Annotated in this window: 13 protein-coding genes; 4 read left to right on the top strand and 9 right to left on the bottom strand. The window is 50.6% G+C overall.

What is annotated here, in order from left to right; genetic code table 11:
• Positions 1-83: 83 nt before the first annotated feature.
• Entirely contained in the window at positions 84-953 is an 870-nt protein-coding gene (locus K7P76_RS07375) for an SMP-30/gluconolactonase/LRE family protein (protein ID WP_232184960.1), read from the bottom strand.
• Between the two features lie 56 nt (positions 954-1,009).
• Complete coding sequence (locus K7P76_RS07370; protein WP_232184580.1) at positions 1,010-2,038, bottom strand: LacI family DNA-binding transcriptional regulator; 1,029 nt, start codon at positions 2,036-2,038, stop codon at positions 1,010-1,012.
• A gap of 614 nt (positions 2,039-2,652) precedes the next feature.
• Between K7P76_RS07370 and K7P76_RS07365 the strand changes: the two genes are divergently transcribed.
• The gene (locus tag K7P76_RS07365) at positions 2,653-3,579 is read left to right on the top strand and encodes a transposase (RefSeq protein ID WP_232184579.1); all 927 of its coding nucleotides are present in this window, start codon (positions 2,653-2,655) and stop codon (positions 3,577-3,579) included.
• A 565-nt stretch (positions 3,580-4,144) separates the two neighbouring features.
• On the opposite strand, the gene K7P76_RS07360 is transcribed toward K7P76_RS07365, so the two are convergent.
• Genes K7P76_RS07360 through K7P76_RS07345 form a run of 4 tightly spaced genes read right to left on the bottom strand, consistent with a single transcriptional unit; the run spans position 4,145 to position 8,211 of the window.
• On the bottom strand, positions 4,145-5,644 hold the full coding sequence (locus K7P76_RS07360; protein ID WP_232184578.1) for a M81 family metallopeptidase: 1,500 nt from the start codon (positions 5,642-5,644) through the stop codon (positions 4,145-4,147).
• A gap of 31 nt (positions 5,645-5,675) precedes the next feature.
• On the bottom strand, positions 5,676-6,848 hold the full coding sequence (locus K7P76_RS07355; protein ID WP_232184577.1) for a M24 family metallopeptidase: 1,173 nt from the start codon (positions 6,846-6,848) through the stop codon (positions 5,676-5,678).
• Between the two features lie 35 nt (positions 6,849-6,883).
• Positions 6,884-7,804, bottom strand: a complete 921-nt coding sequence (locus K7P76_RS07350) for a polysaccharide deacetylase family protein (protein ID WP_232184576.1) — start codon at positions 7,802-7,804, stop codon at positions 6,884-6,886.
• Positions 7,805-7,839: 35 nt separating this feature from the next.
• The gene (locus K7P76_RS07345) at positions 7,840-8,211 is read right to left on the bottom strand and encodes a sensory rhodopsin transducer (protein ID WP_232184575.1); all 372 of its coding nucleotides are present in this window, start codon (positions 8,209-8,211) and stop codon (positions 7,840-7,842) included.
• A 335-nt stretch (positions 8,212-8,546) separates the two neighbouring features.
• Between K7P76_RS07345 and K7P76_RS07340 the strand changes: the two genes are divergently transcribed.
• The 3 genes from K7P76_RS07340 to K7P76_RS07330 all read left to right on the top strand — a co-directional run bounded on the left by K7P76_RS07340 (position 8,547) and on the right by K7P76_RS07330 (position 10,105).
• Positions 8,547-9,044 carry an SRPBCC family protein gene (locus K7P76_RS07340; protein WP_232184574.1) on the top strand — a complete coding sequence of 166 codons (498 nt, stop codon included), beginning with the start codon at positions 8,547-8,549 and terminating at the stop codon, positions 9,042-9,044.
• A gap of 339 nt (positions 9,045-9,383) precedes the next feature.
• Complete coding sequence (locus K7P76_RS07335; protein ID WP_232184573.1) at positions 9,384-9,746, top strand: ArsR/SmtB family transcription factor; 363 nt, start codon at positions 9,384-9,386, stop codon at positions 9,744-9,746.
• Positions 9,743-10,105, top strand: a complete 363-nt coding sequence (locus K7P76_RS07330) for a DUF1801 domain-containing protein (protein WP_232184572.1) — start codon at positions 9,743-9,745, stop codon at positions 10,103-10,105. The genes K7P76_RS07335 and K7P76_RS07330 overlap by 4 nt, the downstream gene beginning before the upstream one ends.
• Positions 10,106-10,183: 78 nt before the next feature.
• On the opposite strand, the gene K7P76_RS07325 is transcribed toward K7P76_RS07330, so the two are convergent.
• From K7P76_RS07325 to K7P76_RS07315, 3 genes are all read right to left on the bottom strand, one after another.
• Positions 10,184-12,304, bottom strand: a complete 2,121-nt coding sequence (locus tag K7P76_RS07325; protein WP_232184571.1) for a hypothetical protein — start codon at positions 12,302-12,304, stop codon at positions 10,184-10,186.
• Between the two features lie 221 nt (positions 12,305-12,525).
• On the bottom strand, positions 12,526-14,445 hold the full coding sequence (locus tag K7P76_RS07320) for an alpha-amylase family protein (RefSeq protein WP_232184570.1): 1,920 nt from the start codon (positions 14,443-14,445) through the stop codon (positions 12,526-12,528).
• Positions 14,446-14,477: 32 nt separating this feature from the next.
• Positions 14,478-15,476 (bottom strand): Gfo/Idh/MocA family protein, encoded by a 999-nt coding sequence (locus tag K7P76_RS07315; protein ID WP_232184569.1) that lies wholly within the window; start codon positions 15,474-15,476, stop codon positions 14,478-14,480.
• Between the last annotated feature and the right edge of the window lie 17 nt (positions 15,477-15,493).

Raw genomic sequence — 15,493 nt, 5'->3', positions numbered from 1 at the left:
TTATGGACAAATGAACGCAAAAAGCGCCCGTCCGCCTTTGAATCGGCAGCCGGGCGCTTTTTGTCCTATTATTTTACTAAGTATTAGCCGCGAAATAAGAAAGAAGCCGTACCTTCAACGCCGGTTCTCACGCGAAACAGCCCGCCGCTGTGCGGCTGTTCGGATAGTTCGCTTCCGGACAAGCCTTGGCGCGCGGTTGTAATGTAGAGCAGGTCGGAACCTTCCCCGGCAAAAGCGCAAGAGGTCACGAATTGTGAAGGCACTTTGATTCTAGCCAAGCGTTTTCCCGTGTTCGGGTTCCAGCGGGAGACGCCCCATCCGTCCCATTCCGCAATCCACAGCATGCCTTCCCGATCCACAGTCATTCCGTCCGGCAGCTCAGGGCCATCCTCGAAATGTATGACTATCCGCTGTGCCGATAATTCGCCGGTTGCCATGTCGTAATCGTATGCTGCAACCTTACGTGTCATTGAATCGATATAGTACATCGTACGGCCATCCGGTGACCAAGCGATCCCGTTGGAGCACTTGACCTGATCGAAATTTTTTCGAACGTGAAGATCCGGGTCAAGCGTGTAGAAAGCCGCTTCCGGCTCATCTCGCTTAGATAACGTTCCCGCAAGGAACCGCCCGGCAGGATCGCATTTCCCGTCGTTAAACCGATTATGCTGCAGATGGGCTTCGGGATCCGCGATCGGCTGCAGTTCTCCTGTGTCGATATCCAGGAAGTAAAACCCTCCAGCTCCCGCTGCGACAGCCCCTCCTTGCTCGCGCAAAGCAAACGCTCCAATAGAAACGCGTGTTTCGGCTTTATGAACTTTTCCGCTGTCCGGCCAATACCGATAGATGGCGCGTCCATCTATGTCCACCCAAATAAGAGAACCTTCGGCAGCGTCCCAAACCGGTCCTTCTCCCAATTCACACGTGCAATCTACCGCCAATTCGGCTTGCATCTCGATCACTCTTTTGCCCCCAATCGTTTCTCCAAACTTTCTCCCCTTTATACTATCTAAAAGCTCTCATCCTTGTCTACAACGCCAAGGCTCGATTCGTTCATTAATAAGGTCGGCTCCAGCACGATTTTCTCGAAAAGCTTCCGCTCTTTGTTTCGCTCCTTGCGCATAATAATCTCGGCGGCGATCGAACCGATTTCAAAGGCGGGCTGTATGATAGAGGTGATTCTAGGCCGAAGAAGCCCCGTTTCGTCGTGCGCATCGAAGCAGGCTACGGCAATGTCTTCGGGAATCTTTAACCCCTTCTCATAGATTGCCTTGATTGCTCCGTACAACAGAAAATCGTTGGCGGCGAACAAGGCGGATGGCCGCTCATCCCGCTTTAGCCATTCCGTCATGATCTGATAACCGCTTTCGCTTTTGAACTCGCCGACTCCGATCCATTCATCCTGCAGCGGAATGCCATTGTCCTCGAGGCATTTCTGAAAGCCTTTTTTCCGTTCCGAAGCCGTTGATTGATTCAGCGGTCCCGTAATAAGCGCCAGCTTGCGATGCCCCTGATCGATAAGGTGCTGAGCAATGCTGTGGCTCGCTTTGGCATTGTCGATCGTGACCAGATCGAAGTTGTCATCCGTGTCCGGCAAGTTATCAATAAAGACGAAGGGGATTCCCGATTTAATATAGGGCTGAAACAGGTTGGGATCCCCGCCAACGGTGGCAATCACCAGTCCGCTCACCTGATTCTGCAGCAGAACCCGCACGTATTCCTCTTCTTTACCTATCTTCTCGTCCGTGTTACAGACGAACACATTATGATCGTTTGCGCTGGCTACCTTCTCCACGCCTTTAATAACCTTGGCGTAGAAGCTATTGGAAATATCCGCTACAATAACACCCAACGAACGGGTGCTCTTGCGCTTTAGGCTCCGGGCGACCTCATTCGGCTGATAACCCGACTCCTTGATTGCGGCCAATATACGTTCTCGTGTCTCCTTTCCCACCCTGCCGGTACCATTAATGGTTTTGGACACCGTGGACACAGATACGTTCAATTGCTTTGCGATATCCTTGAGTTGAATCGTCATAACCCCCTGTTATATCAAGAAATAACGTTTTCTCATCTGTATTCTTTATATGAAGTAATTCTACTAAATTTATCGACTCAAATAGCGGTATTAAGTGGGTACAACGTTTTCTCAAAGTATATTCTTGCCTATTAGGATTGTCAATTCAGGAGCGGATACGCGCGAAGCCTATGCTTTATTACGGAAATCTACCCCTCATTCTTTTAGCGGATTTCCGTAATAAAGCAATCGTACCCATGAACTCCCTTGTTACTATGGAGGTCGACCGGTCCGACATTCCTGTGCATGCCAGCGCTGTTCGCGAAAACGTATCATTATCCCTTCGCATCAGAAGCAGAATAGGCCCATCGCAGCTTTCCCTACCTCCTTTCCGCGAAACGAACCATTATCCCCTCGCATCAGAAGGAGAATAGGACCACCGCATCTTCCCTACCTCCTTTTCGCGAAAACGTACCATTATCCCTTCCGATCAGGGGGGAGGGGGAGGAATCCTTGTTCATGCTTTTGAAAACAAACCTGAAACGTTGAAATTTTACCCGATATCTCTTGAAAATAGAACGTATGTTTGGTATGATATGAATACGAACAAGCGTTCTATTTCGGGAGGGAAGTCTATGTTTCCAGATCATCTGACCTTCGAGGCATTTTGCCAGCAGTTCAACTCTGAGCAGACTTGCGCCGAGGCGCTGTTCGAAGCCAGATGGCCGGACGGCTTCCGTTGCCCGACTTGTCGTCATCCTCACTTTTATCTTATCCAAACGCGCAGACTGCCTCTCTACGAATGCCGCTCCTGTCGCCATCAGACGTCTGTCATCGCCGGCACCATCATGGAAGGTAGCTCCACTTTGTTGACCCGCTGGTTCCAAGCGATGTTTCTCATCTCCCGGCCCTCCGGCATCAGCGCCTCCCGCCTGTCCCAAGTGATTCAGGTCACCTATAAGACCGCGTGGCTCATCGCAAGAAAAATCCGCCATGCCCTGCAACAAGCCGATGAAGCCGACCCGCTCACGGGTGTTGTGCGAGTTGACCCTATCTCTTACGGTTATACGTATTATAGCGAGGCCCAGCAGCCGCTGTTGATCGGCGGATCCCTCGACGAGCGAGACGAGCCTAAGCAAGTCAAAATCAAACAACCAGATCCCAGCCATGTGAATAACGCGTTGAGGTGGATTGAAAAACCTGGCGTCCAAGCGTTCGTTGACAATCATATAGATGGACAGGCAGTGACCGTTTTGGGGCGCGGCAAACTTCACCCTGCTTTGAACCCCATCAAGTGGAAGGTGACCCAGTGGCTAAACAATACGTTTCAAGGCATCGGAGCCAAACATTTGCAGGCTTATTTAGACGAGTTTTGTTTCCGGTTGAACTTAAAACTCCGCAATATCCCCGTCTTCAGCCAACTGCTCCATTGGTGCGCTGTGACGCCAACCTTGACTTACAAAGATCTGACCCGCAGCAAACCGGTTCTCACCGTTCCCTGGGTGGTCTGGGGGAGCAAAGCGAAGTGGAAAGGAAAATATCTCACCCTATGGAACGCTTGATGCTTGGGATGCCTGCTTTTTTAAGTTGCCGATAATCCGTTCCATCCCAATTCAATTCACGAAACGGCAAATTTGTGCGTGGTATCCGGGAATCCGTTGATCGCAACTCCCCACTCAAGTCATGGCATTCGAATATCCACTGATTGGCAACTGCCTACTCAAGTCATGACATTCGAAAATCCGTTGATTGCAACTTTCTCTCAAATCATGGCGTTCGAATATCCTCTGATGGGCAACACACTTCTGAGGCAAGGGGATAATGGTACGATTTCTCCGAAATGGCACGGAAACTAGGTCCGGTTTTCCCTATTTTCCCCAGATGTGTAGGTGCCTAGGGGCATGTTTGGTGGGGTTGGGGGCCATGTTGACTACTAAGTAGAGCTTCCACCTAGACGGGAAAAGATGATTTTATCCTATAAACTAACGCCTTGTTTCCCGCTTAGAATAATAAAACGCTGGGGCTGCCGAGTTACCGGGTTGCTGGGATTCTATACTTTCTAGCGTGTAAAAAAAACCGAAGTCCAGTAAGGATACTTCGGCTTGTCGTACTCTGATTGCCTTGAACTCAAGATTCATAGACGCGGTATCTGGGAAGCGGCTCCGAATCGAACGGATAGATCGGCCTCAGAATATTTCCGTACTGAAAATGGCTCAAATTCGCGCTGCAGCAACCGGGCGAATCCACGTGAATAACTTTCCGCGGATAGGTACCGAACGCCGTCTGCCAAGCAATCGCCGACTTAACGACGATCAAATGGAAATCCTTAGGATCAAGCCCGACCGATAAAATATGGCCCGGATCCCATGGTGCGACACGCTTCTCGGTTAATATGATCGTAAGCTTACCGCATTCGATGACCGCGGTCCGCCCCATGAACGCTTGATGTCCGGTCATGTAAGCTCCCCGATGACGATAGTTGCCGTCAAACAAATGACGTACAATACCCTGCACCGCTACCGGCTCACCGTGCATATGTCCGCTTTTACCGCCGATCGTTTTGCTGAATTGCCCGCCGATTCCCGCCGTAATTGCTGAGTTGATCGCATCGGCATCCCGAATGACGATCAGTGCTTGCTTGGGAACTCCGACTAGCAGCGCGAGCACGTGCGTCGCATCCGCAGGCGCGCCGCCTCCTACATTATCGGAGCCTTCGGCGAGAATAACGCGGCCTTCTTCAAAGGCAAGGGCAGCCTGGATGGCTTCATTAGGAGGCAGATAATCGACCTTAAACTCGTCTTTACGCCCAATCGCCATCCCTGCCAACTTAGATGCGCACCGTTCAGCCAAATCCGGATCGCCGTCTGTTGTCACGACGAACGTCATGCCGGCGTCGGCGACATCGCTGTACGGAAACCCTCCCACCACCGTAACGTTTAATACGCGTGGATCCGATTTCAAAGAAAACGCGGCCTCCATGAGCTCCTTCATAAAACCGTCCGTCGTCAGCATCGCTTGCGGAGTAATCAGCATCCCCGTATGCACGTAAGATCGGACCGGAGCAATGTCGCCTTCTATTAAATGAACAAGCAATCCCACTGCATCAACTGCCCGCTCGAACATATCGATATGAGGATAAGTATCGTAGCCCACGATAAAATCGGCAAGTTCCGCCATGTCCGGACTAATATTGCCATGCAAGTCCAATGTCATCGCTATGGGAAAGCCGTCCCCGAACCGGGCGCGCAGTCGCCGCAGACACTCGCCCTCCAGATCCGGATAACCTTCCGCTACCATAGCCCCATGCATGATGATGACTAAACCGTCGGCCTCCGCATCGATAGAGTCAATAAACTCAACCAAGAGCTGTTCGGCTGCTGCCGAAGCGACCATACCGCTTGGCGTTGCCGCCGCGTAAAGACCCGGAGCCAACTCGGCTCCGAGAGCGGCGACCGCTTCAATAACACCGCCCATTGAGGTTCTTGTACCCTCATAACGCTCTAGAAAAGCATCCATTCCACTGATCCATTCACCCCGGAATGCATCAAGCTCCGTCAATCCCGGCGCAAACGTATTCGTTTCATGGAAAATACCTCCGACGGCAATTTTCCGCTTCCTTGAAGACATTCGGTCGCTCTCCCATCAATCTAGTTGCGGATTAGAATTCAAGCTCATGAATTTGGCCGATCGGGCTGCAGAGCACTTCGCATCCGCCTTCTCGAATGACGACGCCCTTCTCCCAACGAATTCCGAACGTATCCGTCGTTACGAATGTATCGACTTGGAAGGTCATATTAGGCTGAAGGATATAGTTAGAGGAGGTTTCCATCCAAGGGGCCTCAACTTCGATCATGCCCGTTCCATGGCAAGGTCCGTACAAATAATTTTTCTCATACCCGTTATCCTTATAAAATTGCAGAAATCCTTCGGCAACGGAACTGGACAATACGCCTGCTTTCAGGTTAGCCTGGGTCCACTCATGAGCCTTCAGCCCAAACTCGATGATTTCCCGGCGCTCGGCTGTCAGTTTACCCAAACTGATCGGCATGCCGATACTCGGAGAATACCCGTCCACCTTCGCGGACAAATTCAGTTGCACGATATCGCCCTTGTTAATTATGCGGTGAGATGAGCGGGAGATCGCATGGCGCGTCGATTTCTCGCTGAAAATATACATCGGCAGCCCTTCGTACTCCGCTCCGTTTTCATAAATAACTCGTTGGGCTACGCCGACCATCTGGCACTCCGTCATGCCGGGACGAATCGTGCGGATGACTTCACGCGTCGCAAGCTCCGTTATGCGGAAGCCTTCGCGCATACAGTTGAGCTCATTCTCGGATTTAATCGAACGCAACTTCACCATGATCGGATCCGCGCGTACGATCTCAGCATCCGGAAAGCTATTTTTCAGGCCTTCCATCATGATCACTGTCGTATCCAGGAAGCTGGCAACGCCGATCCTGAGCTTCGAGCCGTTAACGCCTAAAGACTTAAATACATCGTTGTACGTATCCGGCTTGATCTGCGGATAGGCCGGATCAGCGGACTCGCGGTACTCCATCATGCAAAAAATGCTGTCGATGCGGCTGAAGTCCGAAGCATAAATCGTGCTTTCCGGTCCGACCATTAGAGCAGCCTTTCCGGATGCCGAGATCGCCACGCCCGCCCGTTCGAATAAAGGCCAAAATCCGCTGAAATACCTTACGTTAGCATAGTCCGCTTCGTTAGAGTTAACGATCAGAATATCGAGTCCGGCTTCCGCCGTCAGCTTCGCTGCTTTCTGAACGCGCTCCTGGTATTCGTGATCGGGAATTTTTACGTGAGTTGTCATGGTTTCATATCTCCTCATTGGCTCGAATGTAAATCTTATACGCTAGCGATTTGACCATCGTAAGCCTTATTCCAACGACCGGCGAATTCGTCCGCACGATGGAATTCCGCTCCTAAATCCTTCAACCGGTCTATGAGAATTCCAAACTCGCTCATCGCCTTGTCTCCGCAATTCAGCGTGAGGAAACGATCCGGAGTGACTCTGCATTCTCCGTAATGGTAGCTTTTTTCAATCGGAATAAATTCCCAAGGGTGAAAATAGAAGCAAAGCACGACGGGAAGCCCTTTCGACCGCATGAACTTAATAAAGCTGTCCACGCGTTTCATCAATGCATCGGCTCCCTTGGTCCGAAATAGCGGCCACTGATCCCGATCCCGCTCCAAGCCCGGGTCCTTGCTCTTCATGACCATGTCTGCGAAATTCGGAATTTGGAGAATGTTCAGCTTGCCTTCCTGGGTCCAATCTTGCTCGCTTGGATGGTAAGGAACGAATCTTTCACGGTAAAAATACATCGGATAGGAGGCATCGACCGCGTAATTGAGCTCTTCCAAAGCATTCACGACCGCCGTGGAACTCCATAGCCTTGGGCAACGGAACGAAACCGGCCGCTCTCCCAGCACCTCCTCTACCCATTCCGTAGCTTTGCGAATACGAAAGGGCACTTCTTCGGGAAGCAGCGGCACGACGCCCGGAATCGGGAATAGCTGGTCGCCTACCGTCTCATGGAACAAGGAGTGGGTTCCAACTTCATTTCCGCTTTTCTTCACCAACTCCACGCTTTCCGGATTTCTGCGAGCTGCGTCACCGGTATAGAAAAAGGTGCCTTTGATTCCCTTGTTGTCGAACATTTCGACTAGCGGCGCCGTCGCATTCTGCACACCGTTATAGTAAGGGGTGAAGCTGCCAACATCCGTTTCCATGTCGAAGCCAAAGATTACATGAATTTTGTCGTCCATCGTTTCTTCTCCCTGCTCTCTATGAACTAGATTATTTATTCACTGAAGCCCATTGTCGTGTAGAACGCCATATTATCTTGTCTAGTATCCAGTCTTCCATATTGGACGACTACCGGACTATCGCTAACGACTTTGAGAGCATACTGCACTTCTCTCGGAACGACAAATCCGCCTAAGTCGTCCGGATTATCCAACCGCAGACAGCGTACTCTTTCTCCTTCGACCTTTAGCTCGATATTTTTTACCGGCTCACTGTCCGTAAAATAAAGCGTTAAGCTAAGATTAGCCACGCTCGGCCCCAAATTTAGCACAATGACCGACTCATGCCCTTTCAGAAGGGAATCTCCTGCCGGCGGCAACTCGCAGTCGGGGAATATCCATGATGTGTTGCCTTGACCTTTATTCATGTCCTCACCTCATTCAGGTTGATAAATTTCAATTTGAGACAACGTTTTCCCAAATTCACCAAGAAATATAAACTGTTTCGTCTTCAGTCTTCAATGAACCCCTTTACTTTCACGCCAAATCCAAATCTTTTAGTATAAATTTGCTTAATCAGTGCCAATAACTTTGGTACAACGTTTTCCCAAATTATATTTCCACATCTGAGAATTGTCAATCCAATTATTTGTGCTAGGACACCATTCAAAAAGATTTGAATATTCCTTGACAGGAATATTCAAATTAAGATATATTCAGATTACAGACATGGCGACTCAATAAAAAATGGGAGGATTTCGACATGAGCGAAAACAATGCAAAAAACAAAACGACAACGTACGTAGAGGATCTAAGCATCATCGTAGAACGCACCTTCGACGCGCCTCGCGAACTCGTATGGGAGGCGTGGACCAAGCCCGAGCATGTGGCGAATTGGTGGGGCATGGGCGGGAAGCTGGCCGCCTGCGAAATAGACCTTCGCCCGGGCGGTACCTATCTCTATGTTCTGCGAGGACCCGACGGAAACGAATACCCGTTCAAGGGTGTTTATCGTGAAGTCGTAAAGCCGGAGCGGCTCGTATACACCCGGATTTTTGACGTAGAACCCTTTTCGATCCACGAATCGGTCGTCACGGATACGTTCGTAGCACAGCCAGACGGCAAGACGAGACTCACATTCAGAACTGATTTCCCGACAGCTGAAGCCCTCCAAGGTTCGTTGGCTTCTGGCGCAGAGGCAGGGGCGATCGATTCCATGGAGCGGTTCTCCGAATATTTGGCAAGCCTTGAAAAGGAGTGAGTATATGCCGGGTACGACGCACATCACTATGATGGAAAAAACCGATTTGCTGCTGTCTCTCATCGTGCCGTTTCTTGACGCGCCCATGCCGGTAGCCAAGTGAAGAGGAAAACCGCATTATCAAGAAAACTTTTTGCCTGGAAGATGGAGTCCCTCCGCCGCGAATGGTATGTGAAATTCAATCGGCTGGACGATTATCTGCGCGAACTCCAGATGAAGAAAAAGAAAAATAACGACACAAAGTAGTCATGCCGCACAACTAAAGCTAACTCTGCATTAAGTATTCCTTGACAAGAATATTCCGAATGGGATACTTTGAGATCAGGGGGGTTTGAAATCATGAATACAGCAACTTTGAGCGCGCTTGCCGAACCCAACCGATTGCATATTATCGAACTCATACGTGACGGCGGATCCTTCACAATAGGGGAAATAGCCGTTCGACTTAATCTCAACCAACCTCAGACGTCCAAACATCTCCGCGTACTTAGCGATGCCGGCCTCGTCGATGTGCAGCCGGTCGCCAACCGTCGGATCATCACGCTGCGGCCACAGCCGCTCCAAGAACTGGACGCTTGGCTGGAGACATTCCGCCGCATATGGGAAGATAGATTTGATCGGTTGGACGATTATCTGATGGAGCTCCAAGGTAAAGAACAAAATCCTGACGACATTAACAAAGGCTCGGGGGGAGAGAAATGACCAATAACAACTTGAGTCAAGAGGTCACGGAATACATCCAGCAAATAAATCAGGAATGGCAAATCGAGATTTGTAATGGTATTCGTAAGATCATCCATCAATCAGTCCCGGACATTAATGAAAAGATAGCCATGACAACGCCTAATTATTCTAAGAATGGCAAGCCGTTATGTACTTTTTTCGCTGCAAAAGCATGGGTAACCCTGACGATTTTCAATACCAAAAATTTCGAAATGCCGGAAGGTTTTTTTCATCCTTCGGATCATCCCGACCGAATGCAGGTCAAAATTAAAAAAGGGAACGACCTTGATGAAGTGGTTCTTTCCAAGCTCTTCCGGCTAGTTGGAGATTCTATGTAATTAAGCATGCAGCCGCCAAGATTGGCGGCTGTTTTTGTTTACATCGAAATTCCTGAGCTTAAAGCGAGTTTTCTAGGCTCAATCCGTAAGCGCCATGGAGCTGCGGTATTGTTCGAATTCGCTGTCAAGGACGCTTCGCACCTGATCGATTTTCCACCGAAGATGCGCGGTATCCGTCATGTATTCCATACTGGGCTCCCAGCCGAGCCGCGAATCGGCTTCCACTAGCGGGATCGCCGCTTCCGCGTTGGCAATCTCCCGGAGGGCCAGCTCTTCCATCCGTTCCAGCAATGTCGCGGCTTTACCGTTATCCCCTTCACTCAGCACTTGCCGCTTCAGCTTCCACCATTGCTTCACATGGATCGTCGTCTGAATGGAATGGGCGATAAAGCGGCCTAAGCCTAGCATCCGCAAGCCGTCCTCTTGCTTTTGGTTAGGCGTAAGAGCAAGCGCCTTCTCAAGCAGATCGTTTCCGACTGTCATCCGCCCCAGCATTTCCTCCAAACTCCGCAATTCCACATCGATTCGGGATATGCCGAGCGATTGTCTCGGGGCATCCATCGGTTCGTAATCCGTTTCTACGATTTCATTGCCGAACATCGCATGCTTAGCCGCAGGCATTTTCACGGCGTTACGGAAAATAAGCGGATAGGACGGTCCGACCCGAAACGGGCCATACTGGTCTTCGTTCGTAGGGATGTAATGACGGATCGCTTCGCTCCATTGGTTCCACGTTTCCACGACAAGCGGCGCGGCCGCTTCTCCGAAGTCCCGTTTGGCCAGCATCGCCAGCATTTCTTCATAGGAAGGACTCGGATGCCAATAAGCCGATTTAGCCAACTCGCTAATAAACGACGGCCACCAGCCAAAATGGTGGGTTTCCATCAAACCGCTTAGCCCCCAATCTTCGCGGGCCTTTAATAACGCATCGTGTCTACGGCTCCACTGATTGGGAAAAGGTTCGTAAGGAATAACGCCGATGTCCCAAGTGAGCCCTCCCGTATTGCTCATCGCATACAACTTGATGCCGCGTTCGCGGGCAACTTCTGCCTCGCTGCGGAAATATTCGCCCGGTCCGACGTTAGACAGCGTATAATCGACACACACGTGAGTCACATTTTCCTTGCGGATTTGTTCGAACATCTCGAAGGTTACGAGCAGCGTAATATTTTCCGGCAGGGCGCGAACGAGCTTCAAGCGGTCTTCCTTCGGCGCCCAGCCCCAGTTGTATGTCCAGAAAACAATATCTGCCTCCGGGTTATGCGCGCGTATCGTACCTGACAGCAGATTCAGCCATTGAGGAAAATCGGTGCATGGCCACCAACCCGGACTCGGTTTAGTCTGCGGCTGATCGGCAGGCCAATCAAGACGCAGCTTGCCCGTCGTATTCGGGTCCTTGCTCGGAAATTCACATGATTCCCCAACCAGAATGACGCCTTTGAACCGCGGACATGCTTGAAAAACCTTGCCATAAGTACTCTCGTAATAAGCGGGCGCATCCGCATCATCGGGATGCAGGCGGCTGCTTAAATAGCTATATACGTACACATCCAGTCCGTGCAAAGCTGCGCGATCGACTAGATGGTTGAAATCCTGGTAACCTTCCGGCGTTTCGTCGACGTCTTTCACGAATACCATTACCGCGTCAATGCCCGCATGCGCCATCGCATTCAAGTGCGCATCGGGATAACGATCCAAGCCCCAGCCGGAGTGGGCCATGCGCGGGGAAAACAGCGGCTCGCGCGTGACATCCTGATGTTGGAGGACAGGCGCTTCGCGTATATTCATCTGGTCCTCAAGGTAATAGCTGCCCTGAGCAGCGCCGCGTTCATCATATCCGCAGATGACGATGCGGTTAACCTCCGCGATGATGCGGTAGCTGCGGGTTTTCACAAGCTTACCGCCCTGCGCCGGCATTTCCTCCTTCGTCGCCAGCACAATCAAACGCTCTCCCGAAGCCGCCGCTTCCTGAACGTCCTTCACCCGCAACAAACGAACGGATACGTTCATGCTGGTAAACAAATAGTCTTGCAAATCTTTGGCCGTATTCAGAAGAAGCGACCCCGCCGCCTCGCCGACAACGATTCGCCAGTCATCCGCGATTTCCAGTTCGTTCTGTGAAGCCCGAATGTTCGGATCGCGACGGTTCGGTTTATGTACTTCTTCCAATCTTCTGCGAAATTCATATTTGCTTTCCATTCGTCCTCTTCTCCTTGTAAGTCGGCCTTGGTGCCGAAAATATGACGTTTACCTTGTAAATATGAACCATTGGAATCCTTTTCGTATATAGACCATTTAGCGCTGGATAGACAAAAAGAAGAATTGTGCTAGGGCAATTGCGACCCGTGAGGATGTTATTGTCCTCCAAACTCAAATCTCCGAAAAAGCCGCCCGGTGCAGAGCGGCTTTCGTTTTTCTAATCACTGTTCCACGACGACCATTGCGTATCCGTTCACCTTCGGCAAGGGGATCCGAATATAGCCGTCCGCAATGTCGTAAGCAAGAGGCTCTTTCCCCGGTGCCACATAGACGCTCGCGGCACTCTCGCCTTTCAAGCACACGATGCCATCGCTTAGCGTCTGCACGTCTTCGATCACATTGTACTTCCCTCTCGGCTCAGGATGGGTTAGCTTGACGTGAACCATGCGTTTGTTTTCTTTCGCCGTCACCGTCACACGAGCAGTTGTTGGAATCTCCTCGCATTTGATCAACGGCGCTGGCAATAGTTGCTTCAGGCTGTAGCCTACGATGTACTTGTGGACGTTCGCGGCATATTCGAAATAGGCACCGAAAATCGGGAAGCAAAACTGAATGATATTGCCCGACCTCGCAACCGCCGGGCGCCCTGCGTATCGGTCCGCCGGCGTATAGAATTTCCCGTGAAAGCCGTCCCACTCCCGGTTAAAATACGGTTGCCAATACTCGGCGATTTCTTTCGCGCCTTCCTTCGCTTGCAACAGAATTCCCTGTTTGTAGATCCCGCACAGCATATCCGGCACTTCGCCGTTCGTATCCTCCAGCATGCGAAAGTATGAGCTGTTCCATGGGTCTTCTCCGTCATACGCCATGTTCCATTCCGCTAGCGCGAAAGCCGTACCTTCCGGATTCAAGCCCGAATGCCCGGAGCTGATAATCCCACCACCTGCTGCGATATACGCTTCCAGCTTGGGTTTTAAAACCGGTGTCACCCGCACATTGTCCGGCAAAATGATCACCTTGTACTTGGACAGGTCGTGATTCTCGTTAATAATATCGTACGTATACTTCAGCTCGCCCAGCATACGAACCGCGCCGTTATGGCAATCTTCCAACTTTCCGCCCGCCAGCGTCAATATGCCGATATCCGCAACTGCCCGGACATCGTCCGTCCACGGCTCGTATCTTTCCAGCTCCTTATAGATTTCGCCGATGACCTTAAACACCGTTGGCTCCAACCCGTCGCGAGGATGCATGTGGTCGCCGATGGACGTAGGCACGCCATTGCTGAGCGCATCCCAGCAATCGTTCAGCAGCGATGCCTTGCTTTTCAGGCCGCCGAAATCTCCCCAGTTCACGTTAAACCTTCCGGTCATATAGAATACCTGCTGTCCCAAATTGCGCGCATAAGCGACCTGGGCCGGGAAGAAATCGTAGCTCCATCCACTCGGCAAACATTCGATCTCAATATGCGTACGCAAACCTTCCGTATCGGCGTGATCCAATCCGTTCAAATAGAGGAACTTATCGGGACCGACGATCTCCTTCACTTCCTTGGAGAAGTCTAGCAATGCTTCCTTAGCGAACGCCAATACATGCTCGTCATTCAACGGATCTCTTCCACTGTCGCGCACGGATTCCAAACACTCGTTGCCGTGGCATGGATTAATGACCATGCAATCCAGGAAAAACCCTTCCACCGGATACCGTTCCGCCACCTCAAGGATCATGCCGAGCGCATAATCCCGGTAGCCGGAGTTAAAGCACATGTTGCGGAAGAAATTCGCCGTCCGATCGCCATAAATGACCTGACCATCCTTATTCTCAATTGTCCATTCGCGATGCTTGCGGGCCATCTCGTGGTCTAGGCCGATGTTGAAATAAGCGGTTACGCCGATTCCCACCTTGCGGCATTCCTCCACGGTTTGCCCGAACATATCGAAGTTGAGATGCGGATGCATAACGCCGATGTCCGTCGGATAATAGGCAAAACCAATATTGCACTTAGCAAAAACATTCACATATTCAACGTGTGCATCCTTGAGTGTCTTGGCGAACGCCTTTGCGTCGAAATTAGCCCCGAAGTCGGGAATATCCGGCATCGTATGGAAATCGATGTGTACAGCTCTTTTGATGGTTCGCATGGAAAAATCTCCTCGCAAAAAATGTTTTGAAGTTACAGTTCGATTTCTTTGCCGGTTGAAGCCGAGAGAACTATAGCATTAGCAACCTCAATCCCATGTATGGCATCAGGAAATGACGTATAAGACGGTTCTTTTTGCATAGAAACACATGAGCAAACGTACTGAAGCTGATCGCGAAGAGCATCGTCAACCAATTCTGATAAATTTAGATAACTAGTTAAAGCAGGCGAAAATGGGCTCGTGTCGGACCAAATTTCAAAGCCTGCTCCGCGGTTTTCAAAGTGTGCGGTACCGCTGCTCCCAATAACCTCTACAGAGTCGTTCAATATGAGACCCGCCGATTCCGGAGTCATCCAATTGCATTGCAAAAAGGCGAGCGTACCATCATGAAACTCCAGGCAACTCCAGAGAATGTCCGGCGAAACGGTTCCGGTCAGCCATTTACCATATGCCTTAACCGACTTCACTCTGTTATCGGAATACCAGATCGCCAAATCAATATCATGAACCATGGATAAATATACGGTATGTGTCTGATTATAATGTCCGAACATTTCTTTGGGCCGCGCTTTTCTAAAGTACATGCTTTGCGGCTTGCCTATGCGCTCAGAAGTGATCGCTCGCTTGATTTCCGCATATCGAGGTTCAAAGCGGGCAACATGCCCCGGCCATATAAATCGTTTATTCTCAATTGCGATCTTCCACATGGCCTCGGCTTCTCCCAGCTTCGTCGACACCGGTTTTTCAACGAGAACGTGCTTGCCGGTACTTAACGCACGCAATGCCGCTTGCAAATGATCTTCTTCACTTGTTGCAATGCTAACCAAATCAATGTCATCGCGCTCCAGTAACTCGTTGCTGTTCGTGTATAGTCCTTCCACCTGATATCGGGCGCCGATTTCCGCTAGACGTTCTTGTCTAATGTCGCAAAGAGCGACAACCTCGACATGGGGCAAGGAACGATAAGCCTCTATATGGCACTCGCCCCAACTGCCAAGTCCGATTACCGCTACGTTAATCTTATCTTTCATTCTCTTCACCTTCCTAC

Source organism: Cohnella silvisoli, from assembly GCF_021190915.1.
Lineage (GTDB): Bacteria > Bacillota > Bacilli > Paenibacillales > Paenibacillaceae > Cohnella > Cohnella silvisoli.
Note: the sequence above shows the minus strand (reverse complement) of the source record. Positions and strands in the feature narration are given on the sequence as shown.

Bases quoted from the DNA above. Each gene is read 5' to 3' on its own strand.
- K7P76_RS07375 (WP_232184960.1), bottom strand. From the start codon at position 953: ATGCAAGCCGAATTGGCGGTAGATTGCACGTGTGAATTGGGAGAAGGA.
- K7P76_RS07370 (WP_232184580.1), bottom strand. From the start codon at position 2,038: ATGACGATTCAACTCAAGGATATCGCAAAGCAATTGAACGTATCTGTG.
- K7P76_RS07365 (WP_232184579.1), top strand. From the start codon at position 2,653: ATGTTTCCAGATCATCTGACCTTCGAGGCATTTTGCCAGCAGTTCAAC.
- K7P76_RS07360 (WP_232184578.1), bottom strand. From the start codon at position 5,644: ATGTCTTCAAGGAAGCGGAAAATTGCCGTCGGAGGTATTTTCCATGAA.
- K7P76_RS07355 (WP_232184577.1), bottom strand. From the start codon at position 6,848: ATGACAACTCACGTAAAAATTCCCGATCACGAATACCAGGAGCGCGTT.
- K7P76_RS07350 (WP_232184576.1), bottom strand. From the start codon at position 7,804: ATGGACGACAAAATTCATGTAATCTTTGGCTTCGACATGGAAACGGAT.
- K7P76_RS07345 (WP_232184575.1), bottom strand. From the start codon at position 8,211: ATGAATAAAGGTCAAGGCAACACATCATGGATATTCCCCGACTGCGAG.
- K7P76_RS07340 (WP_232184574.1), top strand. From the start codon at position 8,547: ATGAGCGAAAACAATGCAAAAAACAAAACGACAACGTACGTAGAGGAT.
- K7P76_RS07335 (WP_232184573.1), top strand. From the start codon at position 9,384: ATGAATACAGCAACTTTGAGCGCGCTTGCCGAACCCAACCGATTGCAT.
- K7P76_RS07330 (WP_232184572.1), top strand. From the start codon at position 9,743: ATGACCAATAACAACTTGAGTCAAGAGGTCACGGAATACATCCAGCAA.
- K7P76_RS07325 (WP_232184571.1), bottom strand. From the start codon at position 12,304: ATGGAAAGCAAATATGAATTTCGCAGAAGATTGGAAGAAGTACATAAA.
- K7P76_RS07320 (WP_232184570.1), bottom strand. From the start codon at position 14,445: ATGCGAACCATCAAAAGAGCTGTACACATCGATTTCCATACGATGCCG.
- K7P76_RS07315 (WP_232184569.1), bottom strand. From the start codon at position 15,476: ATGAAAGATAAGATTAACGTAGCGGTAATCGGACTTGGCAGTTGGGGC.